The organism is Micromonospora sp. C28SCA-DRY-2, assembly GCF_030519475.1.
GTDB lineage: Bacteria > Actinomycetota > Actinomycetes > Mycobacteriales > Micromonosporaceae > Micromonospora.
This window is the reverse complement of the sequence record NZ_JAUMKD010000004.1, coordinates 125,911-145,748: the sequence shown is the minus strand read 5'-3', so window position 1 is coordinate 145,748 and position 19,838 is coordinate 125,911. Positions and strand designations below refer to the sequence as shown.

The 19,838-nt window shown below is 73.3% G+C and carries 15 protein-coding genes, 2 tRNA genes and 1 other RNA gene; 10 read left to right on the top strand and 8 right to left on the bottom strand.

The window, feature by feature from the left end:
* Nucleotides 1–48: 48 nt before the first annotated feature.
* The 5 genes from Q3W71_RS18265 to ffs form a co-directional block, all read right to left on the bottom strand.
* Nucleotides 49–1,713: an ABC transporter substrate-binding protein gene (locus Q3W71_RS18265; RefSeq protein WP_302920554.1), complete on the bottom strand. Its 1,665-nt coding sequence runs from the start codon at nucleotides 1,711–1,713 to the stop codon at nucleotides 49–51.
* Between the two features lie 326 nt (nucleotides 1,714–2,039).
* Complete coding sequence (gene recR / locus Q3W71_RS18260) at nucleotides 2,040–2,633, bottom strand: recombination mediator RecR (protein ID WP_088996491.1); 594 nt, start codon at nucleotides 2,631–2,633, stop codon at nucleotides 2,040–2,042.
* 8 nt (nucleotides 2,634–2,641) lie between these two features.
* Nucleotides 2,642–2,950 carry a YbaB/EbfC family nucleoid-associated protein gene (locus Q3W71_RS18255; protein ID WP_302921008.1) on the bottom strand — a complete coding sequence of 103 codons (309 nt, stop codon included), beginning with the start codon at nucleotides 2,948–2,950 and terminating at the stop codon, nucleotides 2,642–2,644.
* A gap of 247 nt (nucleotides 2,951–3,197) precedes the next feature.
* Nucleotides 3,198–5,720, bottom strand: a complete 2,523-nt coding sequence (locus Q3W71_RS18250) for a DNA polymerase III subunit gamma and tau (RefSeq protein WP_302920553.1) — start codon at nucleotides 5,718–5,720, stop codon at nucleotides 3,198–3,200.
* A gap of 184 nt (nucleotides 5,721–5,904) precedes the next feature.
* An RNA gene (ffs, locus tag Q3W71_RS18245) (signal recognition particle sRNA small type) lies at nucleotides 5,905–5,995 on the bottom strand.
* Nucleotides 5,996–6,076: 81 nt separating this feature from the next.
* On the opposite strand from ffs, the gene Q3W71_RS18240 reads away from it, so the two are divergent.
* Both Q3W71_RS18240 and Q3W71_RS18235 read left to right on the top strand, forming a co-directional pair.
* Nucleotides 6,077–6,161 (top strand) — tRNA-Ser (locus Q3W71_RS18240).
* A gap of 215 nt (nucleotides 6,162–6,376) precedes the next feature.
* Nucleotides 6,377–8,029 carry a hypothetical protein gene (locus Q3W71_RS18235; RefSeq protein ID WP_302920552.1) on the top strand — a complete coding sequence of 551 codons (1,653 nt, stop codon included), beginning with the start codon at nucleotides 6,377–6,379 and terminating at the stop codon, nucleotides 8,027–8,029.
* A gap of 217 nt (nucleotides 8,030–8,246) precedes the next feature.
* Here Q3W71_RS18235 and Q3W71_RS18230 read toward each other — a convergent pair whose 3' ends face one another.
* Nucleotides 8,247–9,299 carry a trans-acting enoyl reductase family protein gene (locus Q3W71_RS18230; protein ID WP_302920551.1) on the bottom strand — a complete coding sequence of 351 codons (1,053 nt, stop codon included), beginning with the start codon at nucleotides 9,297–9,299 and terminating at the stop codon, nucleotides 8,247–8,249.
* 97 nt (nucleotides 9,300–9,396) lie between these two features.
* Between Q3W71_RS18230 and Q3W71_RS18225 the strand changes: the two genes are divergently transcribed.
* The 5 genes from Q3W71_RS18225 to Q3W71_RS18205 all read left to right on the top strand — a co-directional run bounded on the left by Q3W71_RS18225 (nucleotide 9,397) and on the right by Q3W71_RS18205 (nucleotide 16,583).
* Nucleotides 9,397–10,353, top strand: coding sequence for a helix-turn-helix domain-containing protein (locus Q3W71_RS18225; protein WP_302920550.1), 957 nt, complete (start codon nucleotides 9,397–9,399; stop codon nucleotides 10,351–10,353).
* A 150-nt stretch (nucleotides 10,354–10,503) separates the two neighbouring features.
* The gene (locus Q3W71_RS18220; protein WP_302920549.1) at nucleotides 10,504–11,070 is read left to right on the top strand and encodes a hypothetical protein; all 567 of its coding nucleotides are present in this window, start codon (nucleotides 10,504–10,506) and stop codon (nucleotides 11,068–11,070) included.
* An 81-nt stretch (nucleotides 11,071–11,151) separates the two neighbouring features.
* Nucleotides 11,152–11,643 (top strand): hypothetical protein, encoded by a 492-nt coding sequence (locus Q3W71_RS18215; RefSeq protein WP_302920548.1) that lies wholly within the window; start codon nucleotides 11,152–11,154, stop codon nucleotides 11,641–11,643.
* Between the two features lie 147 nt (nucleotides 11,644–11,790).
* A complete protein-coding gene (locus Q3W71_RS18210; protein ID WP_302920547.1) occupies nucleotides 11,791–13,932 on the top strand; it encodes an NACHT domain-containing NTPase in 2,142 nt (713 codons plus the stop codon).
* Nucleotides 13,933–14,039: 107 nt separating this feature from the next.
* Nucleotides 14,040–16,583 carry a hypothetical protein gene (locus Q3W71_RS18205; protein WP_302920546.1) on the top strand — a complete coding sequence of 848 codons (2,544 nt, stop codon included), beginning with the start codon at nucleotides 14,040–14,042 and terminating at the stop codon, nucleotides 16,581–16,583.
* A 98-nt stretch (nucleotides 16,584–16,681) separates the two neighbouring features.
* Here Q3W71_RS18205 and Q3W71_RS18200 read toward each other — a convergent pair whose 3' ends face one another.
* Nucleotides 16,682–17,479, bottom strand: a complete 798-nt coding sequence (locus tag Q3W71_RS18200; protein WP_302920545.1) for a DUF3152 domain-containing protein — start codon at nucleotides 17,477–17,479, stop codon at nucleotides 16,682–16,684.
* A 164-nt stretch (nucleotides 17,480–17,643) separates the two neighbouring features.
* Between Q3W71_RS18200 and Q3W71_RS18195 the strand changes: the two genes are divergently transcribed.
* Both Q3W71_RS18195 and Q3W71_RS18190 read left to right on the top strand, forming a co-directional pair.
* Nucleotides 17,644–18,141, top strand: a complete 498-nt coding sequence (locus Q3W71_RS18195; RefSeq protein WP_302920544.1) for a SigE family RNA polymerase sigma factor — start codon at nucleotides 17,644–17,646, stop codon at nucleotides 18,139–18,141.
* On the top strand, nucleotides 18,138–18,869 hold the full coding sequence (locus Q3W71_RS18190) for a hypothetical protein (protein ID WP_302920543.1): 732 nt from the start codon (nucleotides 18,138–18,140) through the stop codon (nucleotides 18,867–18,869). Before Q3W71_RS18195 ends, Q3W71_RS18190 begins: the two co-directional genes overlap by 4 nt.
* 66 nt (nucleotides 18,870–18,935) lie before the next feature.
* Here Q3W71_RS18190 and Q3W71_RS18185 read toward each other — a convergent pair.
* Nucleotides 18,936–19,022: transfer RNA gene (locus Q3W71_RS18185), tRNA-Ser, on the bottom strand.
* A 75-nt stretch (nucleotides 19,023–19,097) separates the two neighbouring features.
* Between Q3W71_RS18185 and deoD the strand changes: the two genes are divergently transcribed.
* Nucleotides 19,098–19,805 (top strand): purine-nucleoside phosphorylase, encoded by a 708-nt coding sequence (gene deoD / locus Q3W71_RS18180; protein WP_109899018.1) that lies wholly within the window; start codon nucleotides 19,098–19,100, stop codon nucleotides 19,803–19,805.
* The last annotated feature ends 33 nt before the right edge of the window (nucleotides 19,806–19,838 follow it).

Genomic DNA, 19,838 nt, shown 5'->3' with positions numbered 1-19,838 from the left:
GGGCGGGCGCTGAAGGATCCAGCGCCCGCCCGCGTTCCTTGCGTCAGGTCAGGACTTGAACTCGGCGTTGGCGTACCGCTCGTCGGTGAGCGGGCTCGCCTTGACCCCGGTCACGTCCTTGCCGAACACGATCGCCGGCGGCGAGTGCGACACCGGGACACCCGGCAGGAAGTCCATGATGGCCTTGTTCAGGGCCTTGTACTTCTCGGTCCGGGCCGCGATGTCGGCCGTGGTGTCGGCGTCCTTGAACTGGTCGAACAGGGCCTTGTTGTTGAAGCCCCACTCGTCCTTCGGCCGGTCGAAGAAGGTGCCGATGAAGTTGTAGCCGTCGCCGTAGTCACCGGTCCAGCCGAGGAAGTGGATGTCGTGCTTGTTGCCGGAGGTGGTGGCGTTCAGGTAGTCCGGGCTCCACTTCAGCGGGATGCCCTGGACGTTGATGCCGACCGCCTTCAGGTCCGCCGACAGCAGCTCGAAGATGTCCTTCGGGTTCGGCATGTACGGCCGGGTGACCTCGGTCGGGTAGTGGAACCGCAGGGTCAGGTTCGTCGCGCCGGCCTCGGCCAGCAACTGCTTGGCCTTCTCCGGGTTGTAGTCGTACTTGGTGACGTCGCCGTTCCAGCCCTCGACGGTGTCCGGCATGAAGTTCTCGGCGACCTTGGCGCCCGGGGGCAGCTTCGAGTCGACCAGCGCCTGCCGGTTCAGGGCGTGCGCGATGGCCTGCCGGACCTTGATGTCGGCCAGCTTCGGGTTCCCCTTCTGGTTGATCGCCAGGTAGAGGATGTTGAACGCCGGGCGGGTCAGGACGTTGAAGCCCTCGTTCTTCAGCGGCTCGACGTCGGCCGGGCCGACCAGGTCGTACCCCTGGATGTCGCCGGAGCGCAGCGCCTGCTTGCGCGCGTTCTCGTCGGAGATGGTCTTGAAGATCAGGGTCTTCAGCTTGGCCTTGCTGCCGGCGTAGTCGTCGTTCCGCTCCAGGGTCAGCGTCTTGTTGGCGACGTCCCAGGACTTGAACTTGAACGGACCGGTGCCGGTCGGGTGCTCCATCGCGTACGACGGGTACTTGATGTCCTCGGCGGTGCCGGTGACGTTGCTGGCGTCGTACTTCTCCAGGGCCGTCGGGCTGTGGATGGAGAACGACGGCAGCATCAGCGCGGCCGGGATCTTGCTGGACACCCGGGTGAAGGCCAGGTCGACGGTGGTGGCGTCCTTGGCGGTGCAGGACTTGAAGAGGCTCGGCGGCAGCTCCGGGTCCTCGTTCTTGGCGAAGCCGCCCATGACGTCCTGCCAGTACGCGGTCACGTCCGGGCTCTGCATGAGGCCCTTGGCGTTGTACCAGCGGTCGAAGTTCTTGCAGACGGCCTCAGCGTTGAAGTCGGTGCCGTCGTGGAACTTCACCCCGGAGCGGAGCTTGAAGGTCCACGTCGTGCCGGCGGCGTCCGGGGTCCAGGACTCGGCGAGCCCGGGCGAGACCTTGGTGCCACCCTCCTCGGGACGGACCAGCGTCTCGAAGACCTGACGCGCGACGCGCAGCGACTCGCCGTCGCTGGCCATGCTCGGGTCGAGCACCTTCGGGTCTCCGGCTACGCCGAAGACGAGGGTGTCCTTCTTGCTACCGCCGGAACTGTCGTCACGGTCACTCTCGGCGCAGCCTGCTACCGCGAGGGCCGCCACCGCGACGGCCGCTATCGCGGCCTTCGGCCTGGATGCACGCATGGTGCTTCACCTCGTCCTTGGGGGTACGGACAACGTGGTGACAGGGGTCACCGATGGCGGTGACCTTAGCTTCCGTCCGGGACTGCGGGAAACTCTTGACGAAGCGGTTGGTACCGGATCGTGTCTTAACCGATGCGCCCCGCGCCGGAGGGCGTGCCGGACCGCCATCAAAGGGGCGCTTTGTCCGGGTTCAGCGATGCAAATTTGTTACATCGATCGTCGCCGCGTTCGCCCACATGTCAGAACACACAGTGGACCGGACGGTCGGGTACGCCGGGTACGCCGATGGCCGGCACCGGCTTCCCGGCACCGGCCATCGTGGGGCTTCAGACGGCCCGGCGGCCCTCGAAGGCCCGGCCCAGGGTGATCTCGTCGGCGTACTCCAGGTCGCCGCCGACCGGCAGGCCGCTGGCGAGCCGGGTCACCGCGATGCCCATCGGCTTGACCATCAGCGCGAGGTACGTCGCGGTCGCCTCGCCCTCGGTGTTCGGGTCGGTGGCGAGGATCAGCTCGCGCACCGCGCCACCGCCGAGCCGGGTCATCAGCTCCCGGATGCGCAGGTTGTCGGGCCCGATCCCCTCCAGCGGGTTGATCGCCCCGCCGAGCACGTGGTAGCGGCCGCGGAACTCACCGGTCCGCTCGATCGCCACCACGTCCTTGGGCTCCTCGACCACGCAGAGCACCTCGTCGCTGCGGCGCGGGTCGCGGCAGATCCGGCACTGCTCGCTCTCGGCGACGTTGTAGCAGGTGGTGCAGAACCGCACCAGCTCCTTGACCTTGCGCAACGCGCCGGCCAGCCGGTTGACGTCGGCCGGATCGGCGGACAGGACGTGGAAGGCGATCCGCTGGGCGCTCTTCGGGCCGACGCCCGGCAGCCGGCCCAGTTCGTCGATCAGGTCCTGGATGGCACCTTCGTACATCTGCCGGCTCAGAACCCGGGCAGGCCGAGGCCGCCCATGCCGCCCGCGACCGGGCCCATCTTCTTCTCGGTCAGCTCGCGGGCCGCCTCGGCGGCGTTGTGCAGGGCCGCGACGACCAGGTCCTCCAGGGTCTCCACGTCCTCCGGGTCGACCGCCTTCGGGTCGATCTTGATGCTCTTGACCTCGCCGGTGCCGGCCACCGTCGCGGTCACCAGCCCGCCGCCGGCGGTGCCGGTCAGCTCGGCCTCGGCGAGCTCGGCCTGCGCCTTGGCGATCTGCTGCTGCATCTTCTGCGCCTGCTTCAGCATCTGCTGCATGTTCGGCTGTCCACCTGGGCGCACGGGATGGCTCCTTCTCGCACTCGTCTGCTCGGCCGCCGCCCAGCCTAGTCGCCGGGTGTGACCAGCCCCGCCCCGCGCGCCCCTTCCGCCGGCGGCGGGTCCCGGCGCACGGTCACGGCGCCGGTCCCGGGACGGTCCGGCCCGCCCGGAACGGCCGCCCCCACCCGGCCGCCCGCCGCCGCGACCAGTTGGTCCGGGGCGCCGGGCCCGTGTTTCCGGCCGGCTAGCGGGCGTCGAACTCGTCGATCTTCTCGGCCCCGAACGCCTCGCGGAGCAGCCGGACCGCCTGCTCCTCGCTCGACTCCCGGGCGGTCTTCTCGTCGATGACCTCGTCCAGCGGCTCGTCCCCCGGGTCGAACCCCTCGTAGACCGGGGTCGCCGGAGCCGCCGGCCGGGCCGCACCGGGCCGCACCGGCCCGTCGTAGTCCGGGTCGTAGGGCGGCTCGCCCGCCCAGTCGGCGTCCGCGGTCTGCCGGGCCCCCTTGTCGGTACGCGGACCGCGCCCGGCCGCCGCCGCCCGGGCCGCCGCGATGGCGCTGCTCACCGGGGCGCCGCCGCCGTTCGCCGGCTGCCCGGCGGTGGGCTGCCGGGGCGCGCTCGCCGGGCCCGCGGCGGTCGACGGGACCGCGGCAGCGGACCCGCCGGACGGGGCGCCACCGGGGCCGGCCGGAGACCCGCCGCCGGACGAGGCACCGCCGGGGCGGGCCGCCTCGGGCCAGTCGTCCTCACGCTCGGCATTCCGCACGGCCGGTGTCGCGCCGGACCCGCCGGGTCGGGCCGGCTCGGGCCACTCCTCGTCGTCGCCCGACGCGCTCGGGGCGGCACCCGCACCGCCGGACCGTCCGCCGCCGGCACCCGACCGGGGAACCGCCGGCGGCGCGCTCGGCTGGGCGGCCGGCCTGGCCGGGTCGGGCGCGGAAGCGGGTGGCGGCGCGGCGCGCGGACCGGAGAGCGACACGCCGCCCCGCTCGCCGGCCACCTCGCAGCGGATCTGCCAGCGCCCGCCCAGTTCCTCGTAGAGCGCGTCGGTGAGCACCGCCGCGTGGTCGGACATCATCTTGGCCAGCACCGCCGACTTCACGGTCAGCACCAGCGTGTCGTCGTCGAGGTCGCGCACCACCGCGTCGCGCATCAGCGCCGCGATCCGCTTGTTGGTCCGGTTGACCTTGCCGACCACCTCGGGCCAGACCCGGCGCACCGCGACCGCGTCGAGCGCGCCGGGCGCCGACGCGCCGGGGCGCGGCGGGGCGGGGGTGGCCGGGTCGGGCATCACCGCCTCCGGGCGCACCGCCCGCCGGGGAGCGGCGGGCGGGGTCGCGGCGTCGACCGGCGCGTCGGCGGGCTGCCTCACCGCCGGACCGGGGACCGGGGGGCCGGCCGCGCCGGCACCGGGAACCGGGTGCGGGGCGGTCGCCGAGGTTTCCGGGGCGGCAGCCGCCGGCGTGCCGGCGGTCCCCGGGTGCGGCGCGGCGCCAGCCGCGGACGGGGCGGAGGGCGCCGGGCGTACGGCCGGGGGGTCGGTGACCGGCGCGGCGCTGGCGGCCGGCGCGGCGCTGGTGGCGGCCGGGGGCAGGTCGGCGCCGCCGAGGGTGAGCCGGCGCTCCATCCGCTCCAGGCGCTGGAGCAGGCCGCCGGTCGAGTCGTCGGCGCCGGGCAGCAGCATCCGGGCGCAGATCAGCTCCAGCAGCAGCCGGGGCGCGGTGGTGCCGCGCATCTCCACCAGCCCGTTGTGCACGATGTCGGCGCAGCGCGACAGCGTGCCCGGGCCGAGCCGCTGGGCCTGCGCGGTCATCCGCTCGATCTGGTCGGCCGGGCCGTCGATCAGCCCCTTGGCGGCGGCGTCCGGCACCTGCTGGAGCACGATCAGGTCGCGCAGCCGCTCCAGCAGGTCGGAGGCGAAGCGGCGCAGGTCGTGGCCGGCCTCGGCGACCCGGTCGACGGTGGCGTACGCGGCGGCGCCGTCACCGGCGGCGAGCGCGTCGCACATCTCGTCGATCAACGCCGAGTCGGTGACGCCCAGCAGCGCGGCGGCCCGGGAGTAGGTGACGCCCTCCGGACCGGCGCCCGCGATGAGCTGGTCGAGCACGGAGAGGCTGTCCCGCATGCTGCCGCCACCGGCGCGCACCACCAGGGGGAAGACCGCCGGCTCGACCGTGACGCCCTCGGCCTCGGTGAGCTGTTCGAGGTACGGCCGGAGCACCTTCGGCGGGAACAGCCGGAACGGATAGTGGTGGGTCCGCGACTTGATCGTGCCGAGGACCTTCTCCGGCTCGGTGGTGGCGAAGATGAACTTGACGTACTCCGGTGGCTCCTCGACCAGCTTGAGCAGGGCGTTGAAGCCGGCCGACGAGACCATGTGCGCCTCGTCGATGATATAGATCTTGAAGCGGCTGCGGGCCGGCGCGAAGAACGCCTTCTCGCGCAGCTCGCGGGCGTCGTCGACGCCGCCGTGGCTGGCCGCGTCGATCTCGATGACGTCGATCGTCCCGCCGCCGTCGGGGGCCAGCCCCCGGCAGGACTCGCACTGCCCGCACGGCTCGGGGGTGGGGCCCTGCTCACAGTTGAGCGAGCGGGCCAGGATCCGGGCGCTGGAGGTCTTGCCGCAGCCCCGCGGGCCGGAGAAGAGGTAGGCGTGGTTGAGCCGGCCGCTGCGCAGCGCCTGCGACAGCGGCTCGGTGACCTGCTCCTGGCCGATCATCTCGGCGAAGGTGCGCGGCCGGTACTTGCGGTAGAGCGCCAGTGCCACCCGTCCCGCCTCCTCTCGACCGAGCCATTCTGCGCCGGTCCGTCCCGGCTGACCACCCACCCCGCCGGGCGCGGGGACCGCCGTCGCGGCTTGATCGACACGATGTCGGGGACATGGCGGTTTCGCAGCGCCCGGGACACCGCCAGATCGCCGACGCGGCGAGGGTAGCGGGGCCGGCAGACAGAAAGGCCCCCCGTGCACCCGTCAGAGCCCGCTTATCCTTGCTGCCTTCCGGCCCTGGGGAGGTTCACGAGATGCACGCCGCACGGGGGGTGCGTCCAGCGTACCCGACCGCGGGGCGGTGCACCGGGGGTGGTGGGGTGGGCGATCCGGCCGGGACCTGTATCCTGTTCGGCGGAGGATTCGCCTAGAGGCCTAGGGCGCACGCTTGGAAAGCGTGTTGGGTTAACACCCTCACGAGTTCGAATCTCGTATCCTCCGCTCGCCAGAGCAGCACGAAGGGCCGGTCCCGCGCGGGGCCGGCCCTTCGTCGTCTCCCGGGTCACGCTCCGGGCCCACCGTCCCGTTGGCGCTCGGCTGTGCCCGGTCGTCGCCCGTCCTGCCCGTTCGCCCGGTTCCCGCGATCGACCCGCGCCTCTACGGTGTCGGGGCATCCATCACGAGCGGGGGTTCTGGTGCGACGAAGCATCGCGAGCGTGTCCGTGCTGGCCGTTCTGGCCGGTCTGCCATTCGGTGTCCCGGCGCGCGCCGCGGAGGACATCCGGACCATCACCCGGGACGGCTTCGACCTCCTACACCACCGGGTGGCGAAGCCGACCACCCCGATGCGGGGGTTCGGCGGCACCCGATCCGACTTCGACGGCGACGGCGTCGACGACGTGGCGGCAATGAGTGACCCGCTCAACTACAACCTGGCCGACAGCCCGACAGGTATTGTCTCCGTGCGCTACTCGTCCGCACCGCAGGTCGACTACCTGATCGGCATCGTGCCGTTGACCGAAGGTGGCTGCGTCTGCTTCGGCCAGGCCCTGGTGGCGGGGGACTTCGACGGCGACCGCTACGACGACCTGGCGATCGGCGTCCCGGAGGAGGTGGACCGCGGGAACAGGGCCCACGCCGGCGGGGTCTGGGTCATCCCGGGCAGCAGGGCCGGCCTGGTGGTGGACTCGGCGATCCACATCAACCAGAGTTCGCCGGGGATTCCCGACACCGCGGAGAACTACGACTGGTTCGGTGCCGCGCTGGCGGCCGGTGACATCAACGGCGACGCCCGCGACGACCTCGCGATCGGCGCGTACGGGGAGTCGGTCGGGAGCAAGGCGTACGCCGGCGCGGTCACCATCCTCTTCGGCGGATCGACCGGCCTCGCGGCCACCGGCGCCCAGCACCTCCAGCAGGACCTGGCCGCGGTGCCCGGCGCGGCCGAGAGCAACGACTACTTCGGCTACTCGCTGGCGATCGGGAAGGTGGACGGCAACCGGTACCAGGACCTGGTCATCGGCGCCCCCCTGGAGAACAACGGCGCGTCCTGGGACGGCACCGGCATGGTCACCCTGATGTGGGGCGGGCCGGCAGGGGTGTCGTCCACCGGCGCCACCTCGGTCACCGGTGCGGCCGCCGGCCCCGCGACCGGCGACAGCGACGTCATCCCCTGGCTCCTGGGCGAGGTGCTCGCGATCGGCGACGTGAACGGCGACGGGCTGGGCGAGGTCGTCGCCGGGGCACCGGGCGCCCAGACCCCGCACCTCAACGGCGGGCTCGTCGCGGTCTTCACCGGCCGCACCGGGGGCCTGTCGGCCGGCGCGGTGCGGATCATCACCCAGCGCACGGCCGGAGTGCCGGGCGACCCCGAGAACGACGACCGCTTCGGTGGGTCGCTCGCGATCGGCGACGTGACCCGCGACGGCAAGGCGGACGTGCTGATCGGCGCCCCCGGCGAGAGCATCGGCTCGCAGGCGGAGGCGGGCATGGTCACCCTGCTCAAGGGCTCCGCCACCGGGCTGACCGGGACCGGGGCGCAGGGGTTCGACCAGAACCACGCCGTCGTGCCGGACACCGCCGAGCGCGGCGACCGGTTCGGCTCCTCCGTCGCCCTGCTGAACCTCGACGGCACCGGCGGGCTCGACGCCCTCGTCGGGTCCGTCGGCGAGGAGGTGAGCGGCGACTTCCCGGGATACGAGGCCGGGTCCCTCGTCCCGTTCCACGGCGTCCCGCTCCCCGGCTCGCCCGGCGCGCTCACTCCGGAGAACACCTCGTGGAGCGGCCAGACCATGCGCACCGAGTTCACCTGGCACATGCGGTACGGGCTCCGGATCGCCGGGCCGCAGAGCGGCGGCCCACTGTTCTGACTGTGAGGCTGGCCGGGTCGCGTCCGGGCCCCGGCCGGCGCGCCGCACCAGCCGCAGCGGGCGCCGGAACGTCGCCGAAGGGCCGGTCCCCCTCGCATGGGGACCGGCCCTTCGGCGCGGTACGGGCTGCTTCGCCGCAGCCGGAGCGGCAGTCTAAGTGCGCCTGCCGGATCCCGCCGGCTGGAGACGGCGAGCTGCGGGACCGGTTGCCGGGCGATCAGACGGGCTGCGGCGCCCGGGACTCCTGGACCTGTTCGACGGAGATGTGCGCGGAGAGGGCGCGGAGGAAGTCGGGCGCGTCGAAGATCTCGCCGGCGGAGGCGACGCCGCTCGTCCGCGTCCGGCCGTCGAGGATGCGCTGGACCGCCTCGACCGCCAGCGGCGCGCTGATCGCGTAGATGTCCTGCCCGCTGGCGACCACCCGGCGACGCGTGTCGCCGGAGCGCACCACGACGTCGACGGTGAACGTCTGCGCCGAGCGGCCGAGGTCGTCGACAGCGGTCGGTGCGGACGCGTCCGGGGCGGCCAGGTCCGCGGCCGCGCCGGTGGTCATGTACGTGGTCACCTCGGGGATGGCCAGGTGGCTGGGGACGGTGACGACGTCGGCCATGGTGAACTCGCCGAGGACGCTCCGGCGGCCCAGCGGAGCGGGGAACTCCCACTCCAGGGTCGGCAGGTCGCTCTCGGCGACGTAGTACTCCAGCCGCCCACCGGTGTAGCGGACCCGTCGGCCGTCGCGCCGGTCGCGCGAGACCGTGCCGGAGGCGACGGTCCCGGCCGTCGGGTGCCAGCTGCTCAGGCCGTACGCGACGTGCGCCTCGTCGGCCGCCGTCCAGTCACCCATCGCCGTGGTGACCAGCAGGTCGCCGAGCCCGCCGTAGAACGCCATCGCCGGGATCACCGCGACGCCAGCGGCCCGGGCCCGGTCGGCGAAGTGCGTGAAGGTGTCGACGTTGGCCTCGATCTCGGCCGCCACGTCCACGTACGGGATCCGGGCGCGCAGCGCGGCCTCGATCACGGGGCCCGCGGTGGAGGCGAACGGGCCGGCGCAGTTGACGACCGCTGCCGCGCCGGTCAACGCCCGGTCGAGCGAGGCCGGATCGTCGACCGAGGCCACCCGGTATTCGAGCCCGGACGCCACCGCCTGGAGCTTGTCCGCGTCGCGGCCGAGGAGGAGCGGGACGAACCCGCGGTCGCGCAACTCCGACACCACGAAGCGCCCGGTGTGCCCGTACGCCCCGAACACCGCCACGGTCTGACCCGTACCCATGAGCTGTTTCCTCTCCGAAGATCGAATGAGGAGAGCCTCTCAGCGGCGGCCGACCCCGACCAGTGTCTGGAACGCCATGCCCCGTACAGTTTCGGACATGACCACTGTCGCGCTCGCCGCCACCGACGGGATGCTGCACTTCGAGCTCGCCATGGCGTGCGAGGTCTTCGTCCGCGACCCCTCGGGCCTGGCCGACCCGTGGTACGAGCTGGTGGTGTGCGGTCCGGGCCCGGTCCGGATCGGCAGGTTCCGGATGGAACCCGACGACGGGTTGGACCGGCTCGCCCGCGCCGACACCGTGATCGTCCCGTCGATCGCGGACATCGACGCGGACCTACCACCCGGCCTGGTCGACGCCGTCCGCGCGGCCCACCGGGCGGGCGCCCGGCTGGTCTCGCTGTGCACGGGCGCGTTCGTGCTGGCCGCCGCCGGGGTGCTGGACGGGCTGCGGGCGACCACGCACTGGGCCCACACCGAGGCACTGGCCGCCCGCTATCCCCGGGTGCGGGTCGACCCGGACGTGCTCTACGTGGACAACGGCAACGTGCTCGCCTCGGCCGGCAAGGCCGCCGCGATCGACCTGTGCCTGCACCTGATCCGCCGCGACCACGGCTCGACGGTCGCCAACGCCGTCGCCCGCCGCCTGGTCGTGCCACCGCACCGCGCCGGCGGTCAGGCCCAGTTCGTCACCACCCCGGTGCCCGCCCGCGACGACCATCCCCTGGCCAACCTCCTCCCCTGGGCGATGGAACGGTTGAACCTGCCGCTGACGGTGGAGGACCTGGCCCGCCAGGCGAACATGAGTTCGCGCAACCTGGCCCGGCACTTCCGGTCGGCAACCGGCACCACCCCGCTGCAGTGGCTGGCGACGCAGCGGATCCGCCGGGCCCAGGAGCTGCTGGAGAACACCGAGGACAGCATCGACGCCATCGCCGAGGCGGCTGGCATGGGCACCGCCACGACCCTGCGCCGGCACTTCAACCGCACGGTCGGCGTACCGCCGGACGCCTACCGCCGCACCTTCCGCAACACCGGGCCCGCGGCAGGGTCGTGATCGCCATCCGGCCGCCGGTTACGCGTCGGCGGACCGCCGGGTCGATGATGTCCCGAGGCACCGACACGTCGCCGGCCCGCGCTGCGCGCCCGGGTGCGGATCCGTCGTACACATGTTCCATCCACAGCCTGTGGATGCCGGAGGATGCGGATGAGTTACCAGCTCAGCGCCGTGGTGGCGGACGCGGCGTTGCTCGGTGAGCAGACCGCCGAGCTGGACCACGCGGTCCTCGGCGAGTTGCGCCAGGACTTCGCGCTGCTGCCGGTCACGCCGCAACTGGTGGAGGAACTGACCGGCGCGCTGCCGGACTTCTCGGTCGCCGAACGCGACGCCGAGCACCCCTTCCAGCTGGTGCTCTCGCCGGCGCTGCGGGAGGTGCTGGCGCGCTGGTCGCGGCAGGGGCCGGTGGCCTACCTGGAGGCGGAGTTCGCCGGGGGCGCCGGTTACCAGTCGGCGGCGGTCTGGCTCGGTGGCACGCTGAGCTGGGGTCCGCGGGTCGACACCGTCTTCGACGGGCCCCGCGCGCAGTGGCCGCTCAACGCGGCGCTGGCCCGGCTGGGCGCGGAGCCCGGCGCGTGGATCGACCCGTTCGCCGAACTGGGGCTGCACGTGGAGCGGAGCACCGAGGGTTGGCTGGCGCACGGGCGCCGCCGGCTGAGCGCCGACTACTGGGACGAGCTGGCCGAGGAGTGGGAGGAGCGGCAATCTTCCGGATAGCAGCAACCTGAACGCCCCGGGCCCGTTGGAGACCCGGGGGATTCCATGAAATTGCGACAATTCGCCTTTATCGCGGCGCTGATGACGGCTGCCTCCGTGGCGGGCAGCGGCGTCCATCCACATGCGCCGGTCACCGGGCGGCCGGCGGGCACGCTGCAGGTCGTCGGCTTGGACGGGTTGCCCGACATCGAGTTCGGCGACACCGAGAGCGAGCTGACCCGGCGGGGCATCCTGCGTACCGATGTGGTGGCCTGCGGCCCGACGCTGGCCGGGCACGAGACGGTCAGCCCGGTGTTCGTCGAGGACCGGCTGGTGCTGCTCTGGCTCGGCGACCCGGTACGCACCCCCGACGGCATCACCGTCGGCACCCCGGTCGAGCGGGTCCGGGCCCACTACCCGGCGGCCACCCGGCTGCGCGCTCCACAGGGGACGTACCGGTTCGACGGGCTGCTCGCCCGCCGCGGCGACCGCGCGTACCTCTTCCTGCACGACGGCCGGACGGTCCGCAAGATAATCACCGGCTACGCCGACTGGGCCCAACGCCTCTTCACCGAAGGCCACGCCCCCTGCTGACCCACCCACCCACCCACCCACCCGCCCTCTGGGCCACGCGGGTTGATCATGAGGTTGACGGCGGTCGAAGAGATCGACATCGCCGCCAACCTCATGATCACCATTGTGTGGCCGGCCGGCGGACGGTAGAGACGACGCATGCGTGGGGTGAGCAGGGTTGTCCTGTCGGTGATCTGCCTGGCGTTGGTGGGGGTCGTCACCAATGTCGCTACCGGGGCGTTGCCGGAGGGGTGGTCGCCGTACCTGTGGCTGGCCTGGCCCCTGCTCATCCTCCTGGTGCTGGTCCTGGTCGCGGTGGAGGTCCTCGGGGCGCGCGAGCCGCGCGGGGCGGCGCCGGCCGGGGCCGCGCGGGCCCGCCGGGTGCTGCTGGAACGGGTACGGCGCTACTGGGTGACCAGCGTGCTGGACCGGTCGCTGCACGAGGAGATCCGGATCGAGCTGGGCGTCACCGCGACCGCCGACGACCGCCGACACCCGTGGACGGTACGGGCCAGCCACCGGAACGGGTTCGACGGCGTCCTCGACGCGCGGACGTCCATGGCGGCGCTCTTCGACCGGCTCGACCGGGCGGTTGTGATCCTCGGCGCGCCGGGCGCCGGCAAGACGACGACGCTGCTGGAACTCGCCCGGGACCTGCTGGACCGGGCCGAGGCCGACCCGGAGGCGCCGATCCCGGTGGTGCTCAACCTCGCCTCCTGGGCCACCCACCGCCGGCCGCTCGCCCGCTGGCTGGTCGAACAGCTCACCGAGCGGTACGGCATCCCACCCGAGCAGGGGTCGGCCTGGGTCGACGCCGGTGAGATCCTGCCCCTGCTCGACGGCCTGGACGAGGTGACCGGGGAGCACCGGGACGCGTGCGCCCGGGCCATCGCCGACTTCCACGCCGGCCAGCCGCTCACCCCGCTGGCCGTCTGCTGCCGCAGCGCCGAGTACGACCGGCTCGGCACCCCGCTGCCGGTCTACGGCACGGTCACCATCCAGCCGCTGGACCGGGCGCAGATCGAGCGGTACGTCGAGGCGACCGAGCTGGCCGGGCTGCGGGCCGCGCTCGCCGCCGACCCGGAGCTGTGGGACCTGGCGGACTCGCCGCTGCTGCTCAGCATCATGGCTCTCGCGTACGCCGACGGCGCGGCGTCCCTACCGGACGCGCCCGGCTCCGGACGACAACGGCTCTTCGCCCGGTACGTCGAGACGATGCTGCACCGGCGGCCGCACCCGCACTACCCGCCCGCGCGGATCACCGCCTGGCTGACCACCCTCGCCCGCGAACTGCGGGACCGCGGGCAGACCGTCTTCGTGCTCGACCTGATCGACGAGACCTGGTCGCCGCGGCGCGGCCGGGTCGCCGTCGCGTCGCTGCTCGCCCGGTTCGCCAACCTCGTCGTGGTGGGCGCGGTGCTGGGCGTCATCGCGTGGTGGCTGTCCGACCCACCGGGCCGGTTCGCCGCCGGCGGCATGGTGGTCCTGGCGGTAATCCTGTACGCCACGCACTACCTGGACCTGCGACTGCTGGTCTACGCGCTGCGCCGGGAGCGCGAGGACCTGGGCGGTTTCAGCTGGTTGGTGGGTTCGATGCTGAGCATTGTTTACGCGGTGCGCTTCGAACGATCCACCGTGGCCACCATCGCAGGGCTCTCCACCGCCGTCGGGGTCCTCTCCGCCGTGGCCGGCGATCCGGATGCCCCCTGGACCGCGGGCATCGGCTACGGCAGCGGCTTCTTCCTCGCCGCCTTCGTCACCTTCGTCGCCATGGACAGCGCCGAGATGCTGCTCTTCGAGCGCCGGCCCTCGCTCGCCGCGGACCGGCACGAGGTGCCCAGCCCACTGCTGCGCCACCGGCTCCGCTTCGTCCTCCGTCGACTGCTGCCACTCGGGGCGACCACCGGCGCTCTCGTCGCGGCCGCCGTCACCATGCCGGGCGGCGGCGTCGCCGACGCGTTCCGGTTCGGGGCGCTGCTCGGCGTCGGCGTGATGCTGGTGGTGCTGTCGCTGGTGGCGCTGACCCCGATCGCGGAGCAGTGGCTGGTCCGCCGGCGACTGCACCGGCGACAGGTGGTGCCGTACCCGGTGCTGCCCTTCCTCGGCCACGCGGTGCAGTGCCTTTTCCTGCGCCAGGTCGGCGACGGCTACATCTTCGTGCACCGGGAACTGCTGGAGCACTTCGCGACCGGGCCGGAGCCGGTCCCCCACCAGGCGGCGACCGAGCCGGCGGGCCGGCCTGATGCCGCGGCGACCGAGCCGGTGGGCCCGACGACCGAGCCGGTCGCGGAGGGCAGGACGACCGGCTGAAACGCCTGCGCTACCCGGATGACCGACGGATTGCCGAAGATCATCCTCCGTGGAATCATCTCCACGCCCGCGCAGCCGTCGCGTGGCATTTCATGGGGGAGTTTGGCTTGAGAGCAACCCTGCCCGCCTGCCCGGACGACCGAACCGGCAGGAGAATCCCACGGCTCGCGCTGGTCGCCACGGCCGTGCTGACCGTCCCGGCGTTCCTGGTCGGGCCGTCCGCCGCGAGTCCCGGCGGGACGACACCGGCCGCGACCACCGCCACGTCGTCCATCGGAACCGCGTCCACCGGAGCCGGGTCACCGGCCGCCAGCAGCGCCGTCGCTCCGGCGCCGACCGCGTCGAGCCCGGCCGCCGCCCCGACGCCCACGCCGGCCCCGGCCGTCGAGCCGACGGCGGAGCCGACCCGTACCCGGACGGCCAAGGTGAGCCAGCGACCGTGGAACAGCCGCGCCGCCACCTGCGGTGGCGAGCTGGCCTTCGGCGAGGTCGAGACCTGCCCGTCGATCGTCGACCAGCAGGAACACCGCTGGCGGGTCACCACCACCGCCGACCAGGACGTGCTGCTCACCCAGCTCGGCCGCAGCACCGCCGGCCCGGACCACGTGAACGCGCGGGTCACCGACGCCGCCGGCCGCGACGTCTGCCGGTTCGGGATCGATGCGGGCAGCTGCCAGCTCGGCGCCGCCGGCACGTACACGATCGCACTGACCCTGTCGTATCCCACCGGGCGCGGCGACTACACCATCGCCGTCGAGTCGACCCGCACCCCGTCGACCTGCGAGCGCCTCCCGGCGGAGCTGTTCCACTTCGGATCGCCGGGGGTCACCCGGACGCTCCCCGCCGGCGCCGCGGCGCAGTGCCACGAGTTCGACCAGCCGCTGAACGCGCTGGTGCGGATGGCCGTACCCGGCGGGCCCACCGACATCCGCGGCCGGATCCTGGACGGCCAGCACCAGCCCATCTGCGAGTTCCCGTACGGCGGCGGTGACTGCCGGCTCGGCCGGCCCGGGCCGTACCGGCTGCTGACCTGGGAGACCTACGGCACGGAGAGCACCTACCCGATCAGGATGCGGCGGTTGTCGGACCCGGCCGGCTGTACGGCCCTGCCGCTGGCGCCGTTCGGCGACCCCGGCGCCGCGGTCGGCAGTGGCTCGATGCAGCCGGACGACATCACCTGCCACACCCTGACCACCGGCACGCCCCGGCCGGTCCTGGTACGCGCCGCGAGCCTCGACGGGACGTTCGGGTGGACGATGCTCGACAACACCGGACAGGAAATCTGCTCCACGTCCGACGAGCGATACTGCACCCTGCCCGCCGCCGGCGCGTACACCCTGGTGGTCGGTAACCCGCTGGGCGGCGAGTTGAACTACGAGGTGGCGGTCACCCCGCTCGACCGGCTCGACGGATGCGCACCGGCCAGCGACAACCTCGCCTGGGACCAGCCGGTCCAGCAGGTGCGGCAGACCTCGCCGGTGCAGACCAACTGCCAGCCGTTCCAGGGCAGAGCCGGGGACCGCATCCTGGCGTCCGTCGCCGGCACGTACTGGCTGGTCGACCAGAGCGGCGCCCGGACGTGCACCAGCTCGTCGAACGAGGTGGGCTGCGTGGTCCCGGCCGACGGCACCTACCGGGTCCTGTCGCACCGGAGCGTATGGAACTCCGGCAACGCCGGCGAGACGTACCCGATGACTCTGCGCCGGATCTCCGACCCGGTCGGCTGCCCGACGGTCCGCCCCGGGGCGTACAACGCGCCGCCCTCCGGAGCCCCGAGCACCATCCCGTGCCGGATCCTGGACATCCCGTCCACCGGTGAGTACCGGGTGAAGGCGCTGCACGGGGAGAACCTGCGGTCGTACGCCCGGGTTCTCGACACCGCCGGCCGCACCCTCTGCGCCGAGATCCGGTGTCAGCTGCCCACGGGCCGGTACACGCTGCTCGCCACCGACGCGCTGGTGGCCGTCGACGTCGAGATCGAGGTCTCGCTGCTGCCGCTCCGACCGGCCGGATGCACGCCGATCGGCGACACCGGCTGGCGGGACGCGCCGCACCGCGGCCGGATCCAGACCTCCGGTCAGGTCAACTGCCTCCAGTTGCCCACCCCCGCTGGTGCACACCTCGGCCTGCTGCTGCCGGTCGACGCGACCTGGCCGGCCACCCCGGACATCCGGGTGGTGGACGCCAACGGCGAGCCGGAGTGCGACTTCTCCCCGCTGAACCGGTACAACTGCGAACTGACCGGCCCGGCGCCGTACTCCGTGCTGCTCACCGGCCGGGACTGGGTCACCAGCCTGGACTACGTGCTGGGCTTCACCCGCACCGACGGGCCGGCCTGCCCGGTGCTGCCGACAGACGCGACCGGCAGCGTCGTGGCCACCGGGCCGGACCGGTTCGCGGTCTGCTACTCGATCCCGGCCGACCAGCACGCCGCCCGGGAGGCCCTCACCTGGGCCCGCACGTCCGGCAGCGGACGCGCCCGGCTGACGGTCTTCAACAGCGCCGGCTGGTGGGAGTGCGGTGCCGACGCCGCGGCCCAGGGCAGTGTCACGTGCGACCTGCCGGCCGGCCCGCTCACCGTGCTGCTGGAGACTGACGCGAGGGATGCGGCGTACCAGGTGGGCCGGCGGGACGCGGCCGCGGGCGGCTGACCCTCGGGCCGGTGCGGCCCGCCCACCGCGTACACCGGAAGCGCCCGGTCGGTCCGCACGGACCGGCCGGGCGTTCTCGCGTCTCACCACGGGCCCGGTCAGCCCGTCCGGCCGCGCTCGCGCAGCGGGATCGCGTCGTCGTACGCCCCGGACGGGCCCGTGTAGCGCTTCCCGTCGAGGTACGGCCAGGCGTTCGCGGTGCAGCCGTGCAGGCCCAGCGTCTGCTGCTGCATCACCGGCGCCGGCCGGCCGCGACCGGGGCACCGCTCGTGCCCCATGCCGAGCCGGTGCCCGACCTCGTGGTTGACCATGTACTGCCGGTAGCTGGCGAGGCTCGCGCCGTAGCGCGGCACCCCCTTCACCCAGCGGGCCACGTTGAGCACCACCCGGCCGCCGTTGCGGCAGGAGGTGTAGCCGTCCGGCACGTCCCCGCACAGCTCGTCCCGGGTGCCGGGAGTGACCAGGTAGATGGTGAAGTCGGCGGGCTGGCCCCAGCCGACCCGGCGCAGCCGCAGGGCCCCGCCCGCGGTCCACCCCCGCGGGTCGTTCAGCGTGCGGGTCACCTCCCCGGCGAACTCAGCCACCGGGATGCCACGGATGTCCCGCTCCACCGCCACCCGGTAGCGCCGCAGCCGGCCGGTCCCGCCCGGCGCCGGGGTTTCGCCGGCGGCGCCGTACCACCGGTTGCCGCCGTCGGCCGGGTAGCTGACGGCGGCGGCCGTCGGCCGGACGGTCACCGGTGGCGGCGCGGCGGTCCCGGTCTGGACGGCCGGGGCGGGTGGAGCGGCCGGGGCGGGCGGCTGCCCGGCCGCCGGCAGCCCGCAACCGGCCAGCAGCACGCCCAGCAGCAGCGCCGCGCCGGCCGCCCGGGCCCGCCCCGTAGTCTTCGTCGTCATGCGTCTCCCCTCGCCACGCAGCGCCGGTCGCCGGTGGTGCGTAGCGGGGAGGACGGGTGATCGGGCCGGAAAGTTGATCTCGTGCGGACTCAACCTTTCGCCGGCCCCACTCGTCCTGTCCGTCGTGGGATGCGCGAACGGCGGGCGACGCGGGCGGGGCCGGCATGGCGCGGGGTGACGCGGAGTTCGTCGAGTTCGCCCGGTCGGCGTCCGGGCGGCTGGTGCACGCCGCCTTCCTGATCACCGGCGACCACCACCAGGCCGAGGACGCGGCGCAGACCGCCCTGGTGCGCACGTACGCCTCGTGGTCGCGGGTACGGGACCGGGACGCCTACGGGTACGCGCGGACCGTGATGGTCAACCACCTGGTCGACAGCTGGCGCCGGCCGATCCGCGAGTACCCCAGCGCGGACCTGCCGGAGCAGCGTCGGGGCGACGTCGCCGAGGAGGTCGCCACCCGGCGCTGGCTGCTCGCCATCCTCGGCACGCTCAGCCCGCGCGAGCGCGCCATCGTCGTGCTGCGCTACTACTTCGACCTGCCGGAGGCCCAGGTGGCCCACGAACTCGACGTCTCGCTCGGGACGGTGAAGAGCACGAGTTCCCGGGCCCTGGAGAAGCTGCGCAAGGTTGGCACCCCGGCGACCCACGGGGCGGGCCGATGAACGAGGTGGACCAGCTCCGGCAGGCGATGCGGGCGACCGAACGGACCGGGCACGACCCGCTCGACCTGACCACGATCATGCGCGAGGGTCGCCGCCTGCGGCACCGCCGGCGGCTCGCCGGCACCGGCGCGGCGGCGGTGCTGCTCGCGGTGGTCGCGGGCGTCACGGTCACCGTGCGGCAGGCCGCCCCGCCGGAACCCGAGCGGTCGGCCGCGCCGGCCGTCACCGCGCCGGCCGGCCGCCCCTCGACGGAGCCCGCGCCGACCCCGGTGGAGCCGCGACCGGTCCCGCTCGGTGACGTGGTGGACAGCGGGATCCGGTACGGCACCGACGCGCGGGTCTTCTACTTCGTCGCCGTCGACCTGCCCCACGAACCCCGGGTGACGATCGGCCTGGTCGCCGGCCGGCGCGCCGCCGACGGCACGCTGACCTCGGACTTCCTGGCCAACGACGTCGAGGGCAGCGACCGGCGGCCGGGATTCCACCAGATCGGCTATGACTCCTACGGAGCCGGCGCGGACGGTCCCCCGATGCCCACCTTCGGGTACTTCGTCGGGCCGGCGAGCCGGATCGTCGGCACGGTGAAGGGCCGGCAGGTCGACGCCCGGCTGGCGAGGTGGAGCGAGGACCCGCGGGTGGTGATCTTCTGGTTCGACCCGCAGCGGCTGGCCCCCGGCGTACCCCTGGACGGCATCATCGCCCGCGACGCGCAGGGCCGGAAGCTCTGACCGCCGACAAGCGGAACGCCCGGTGCGATCCTCGCGGATCGACCGGGCGTTCTCGCTGTTCACGAGCGGTGGCGGCGGGATTTGAACCCGCGGAGGGCTTGCACCCTCACACGCTTTCGAGGCGTGCTCCTTAGGCCACTCGGACACACCACCGCCGAGTAGGGTACAGGACCCCGGGTTCGGACGCCGAACCGGTATGCCGGCCGGCGGCCTGGCAGGATCTTCGCCATGAGTACGCACATCGGCGCGAAGCCGGGAGAGATCGCCGAGCGGGTCCTGATGCCGGGCGACCCGCTGCGGGCCAAGTGGATCGCGGAGACCTACCTCGAGGACGCCACGTGCTACTCGACGGTCCGGGGCATGCTGGGCTTCACCGGCCGCTGGAACGGCGTGGAGGTGTCCGTCCAGGGCTCCGGCATGGGCATGCCGTCGGCCTCGATCTACGCCCACGAGCTGGTCAACGAGTACGGCGTGAAGACGCTGATCCGGGTCGGCTCGTGCGGCGCGTTGAGCGAGGACCTCCGGCTGCGCGACGTGATCGCGGCGATCGGCTCGTCCACCGACTCGAACATGAACCGGATGCGCTTCGACGGGCTGATCGACTACGCCCCGGTGGCCGACTTCGGGCTGCTGCGTACCTCCGTCGAGGTGGCCGAGCGGCGCGGCATCACCATGCGGGTCGGGCCGATCCTGGCCGCGGACGCCTTCTACACCGACCGGCCGGACCTCTACGACACCCTGGCCGACTACGGCGTGCTCGCGGTGGAGATGGAGTCCGCGGCGCTCTACACGATCGCGGCCCGGTTCAAGGCCCGCGCGCTGACCGTGCTCACGGTCAGCGACCACATCAAGACCGGCGAGAAGACCACCTCCGCCGAGCGCGAGCAGACCTTCAGCGAGATGGTGGAGATCGCCCTCGACACGATCATCGCCTGACGTTTCCGCACCTCCGCCGCCCCGCCGTCGATC

Coding starts and splice junctions, on each gene's coding strand:
- Q3W71_RS18265 (WP_302920554.1), bottom strand. CDS start 1,713: ATGCGTGCATCCAGGCCGAAGGCCGCGATAGCGGCCGTCGCGGTGGCG.
- recR (WP_088996491.1), bottom strand. CDS start 2,633: ATGTACGAAGGTGCCATCCAGGACCTGATCGACGAACTGGGCCGGCTG.
- Q3W71_RS18255 (WP_302921008.1), bottom strand. CDS start 2,950: ATGCAGCAGATGCTGAAGCAGGCGCAGAAGATGCAGCAGCAGATCGCC.
- Q3W71_RS18230 (WP_302920551.1), bottom strand. CDS start 9,299: ATGGGTACGGGTCAGACCGTGGCGGTGTTCGGGGCGTACGGGCACACC.
- Q3W71_RS18225 (WP_302920550.1), top strand. CDS start 9,397: ATGACCACTGTCGCGCTCGCCGCCACCGACGGGATGCTGCACTTCGAG.
- Q3W71_RS18220 (WP_302920549.1), top strand. CDS start 10,504: ATGAGTTACCAGCTCAGCGCCGTGGTGGCGGACGCGGCGTTGCTCGGT.
- Q3W71_RS18215 (WP_302920548.1), top strand. CDS start 11,152: ATGACGGCTGCCTCCGTGGCGGGCAGCGGCGTCCATCCACATGCGCCG.
- Q3W71_RS18200 (WP_302920545.1), bottom strand. CDS start 17,479: ATGACGACGAAGACTACGGGGCGGGCCCGGGCGGCCGGCGCGGCGCTG.
- Q3W71_RS18195 (WP_302920544.1), top strand. CDS start 17,644: ATGGCGCGGGGTGACGCGGAGTTCGTCGAGTTCGCCCGGTCGGCGTCC.
- Q3W71_RS18190 (WP_302920543.1), top strand. CDS start 18,138: ATGAACGAGGTGGACCAGCTCCGGCAGGCGATGCGGGCGACCGAACGG.
- deoD (WP_109899018.1), top strand. CDS start 19,098: ATGAGTACGCACATCGGCGCGAAGCCGGGAGAGATCGCCGAGCGGGTC.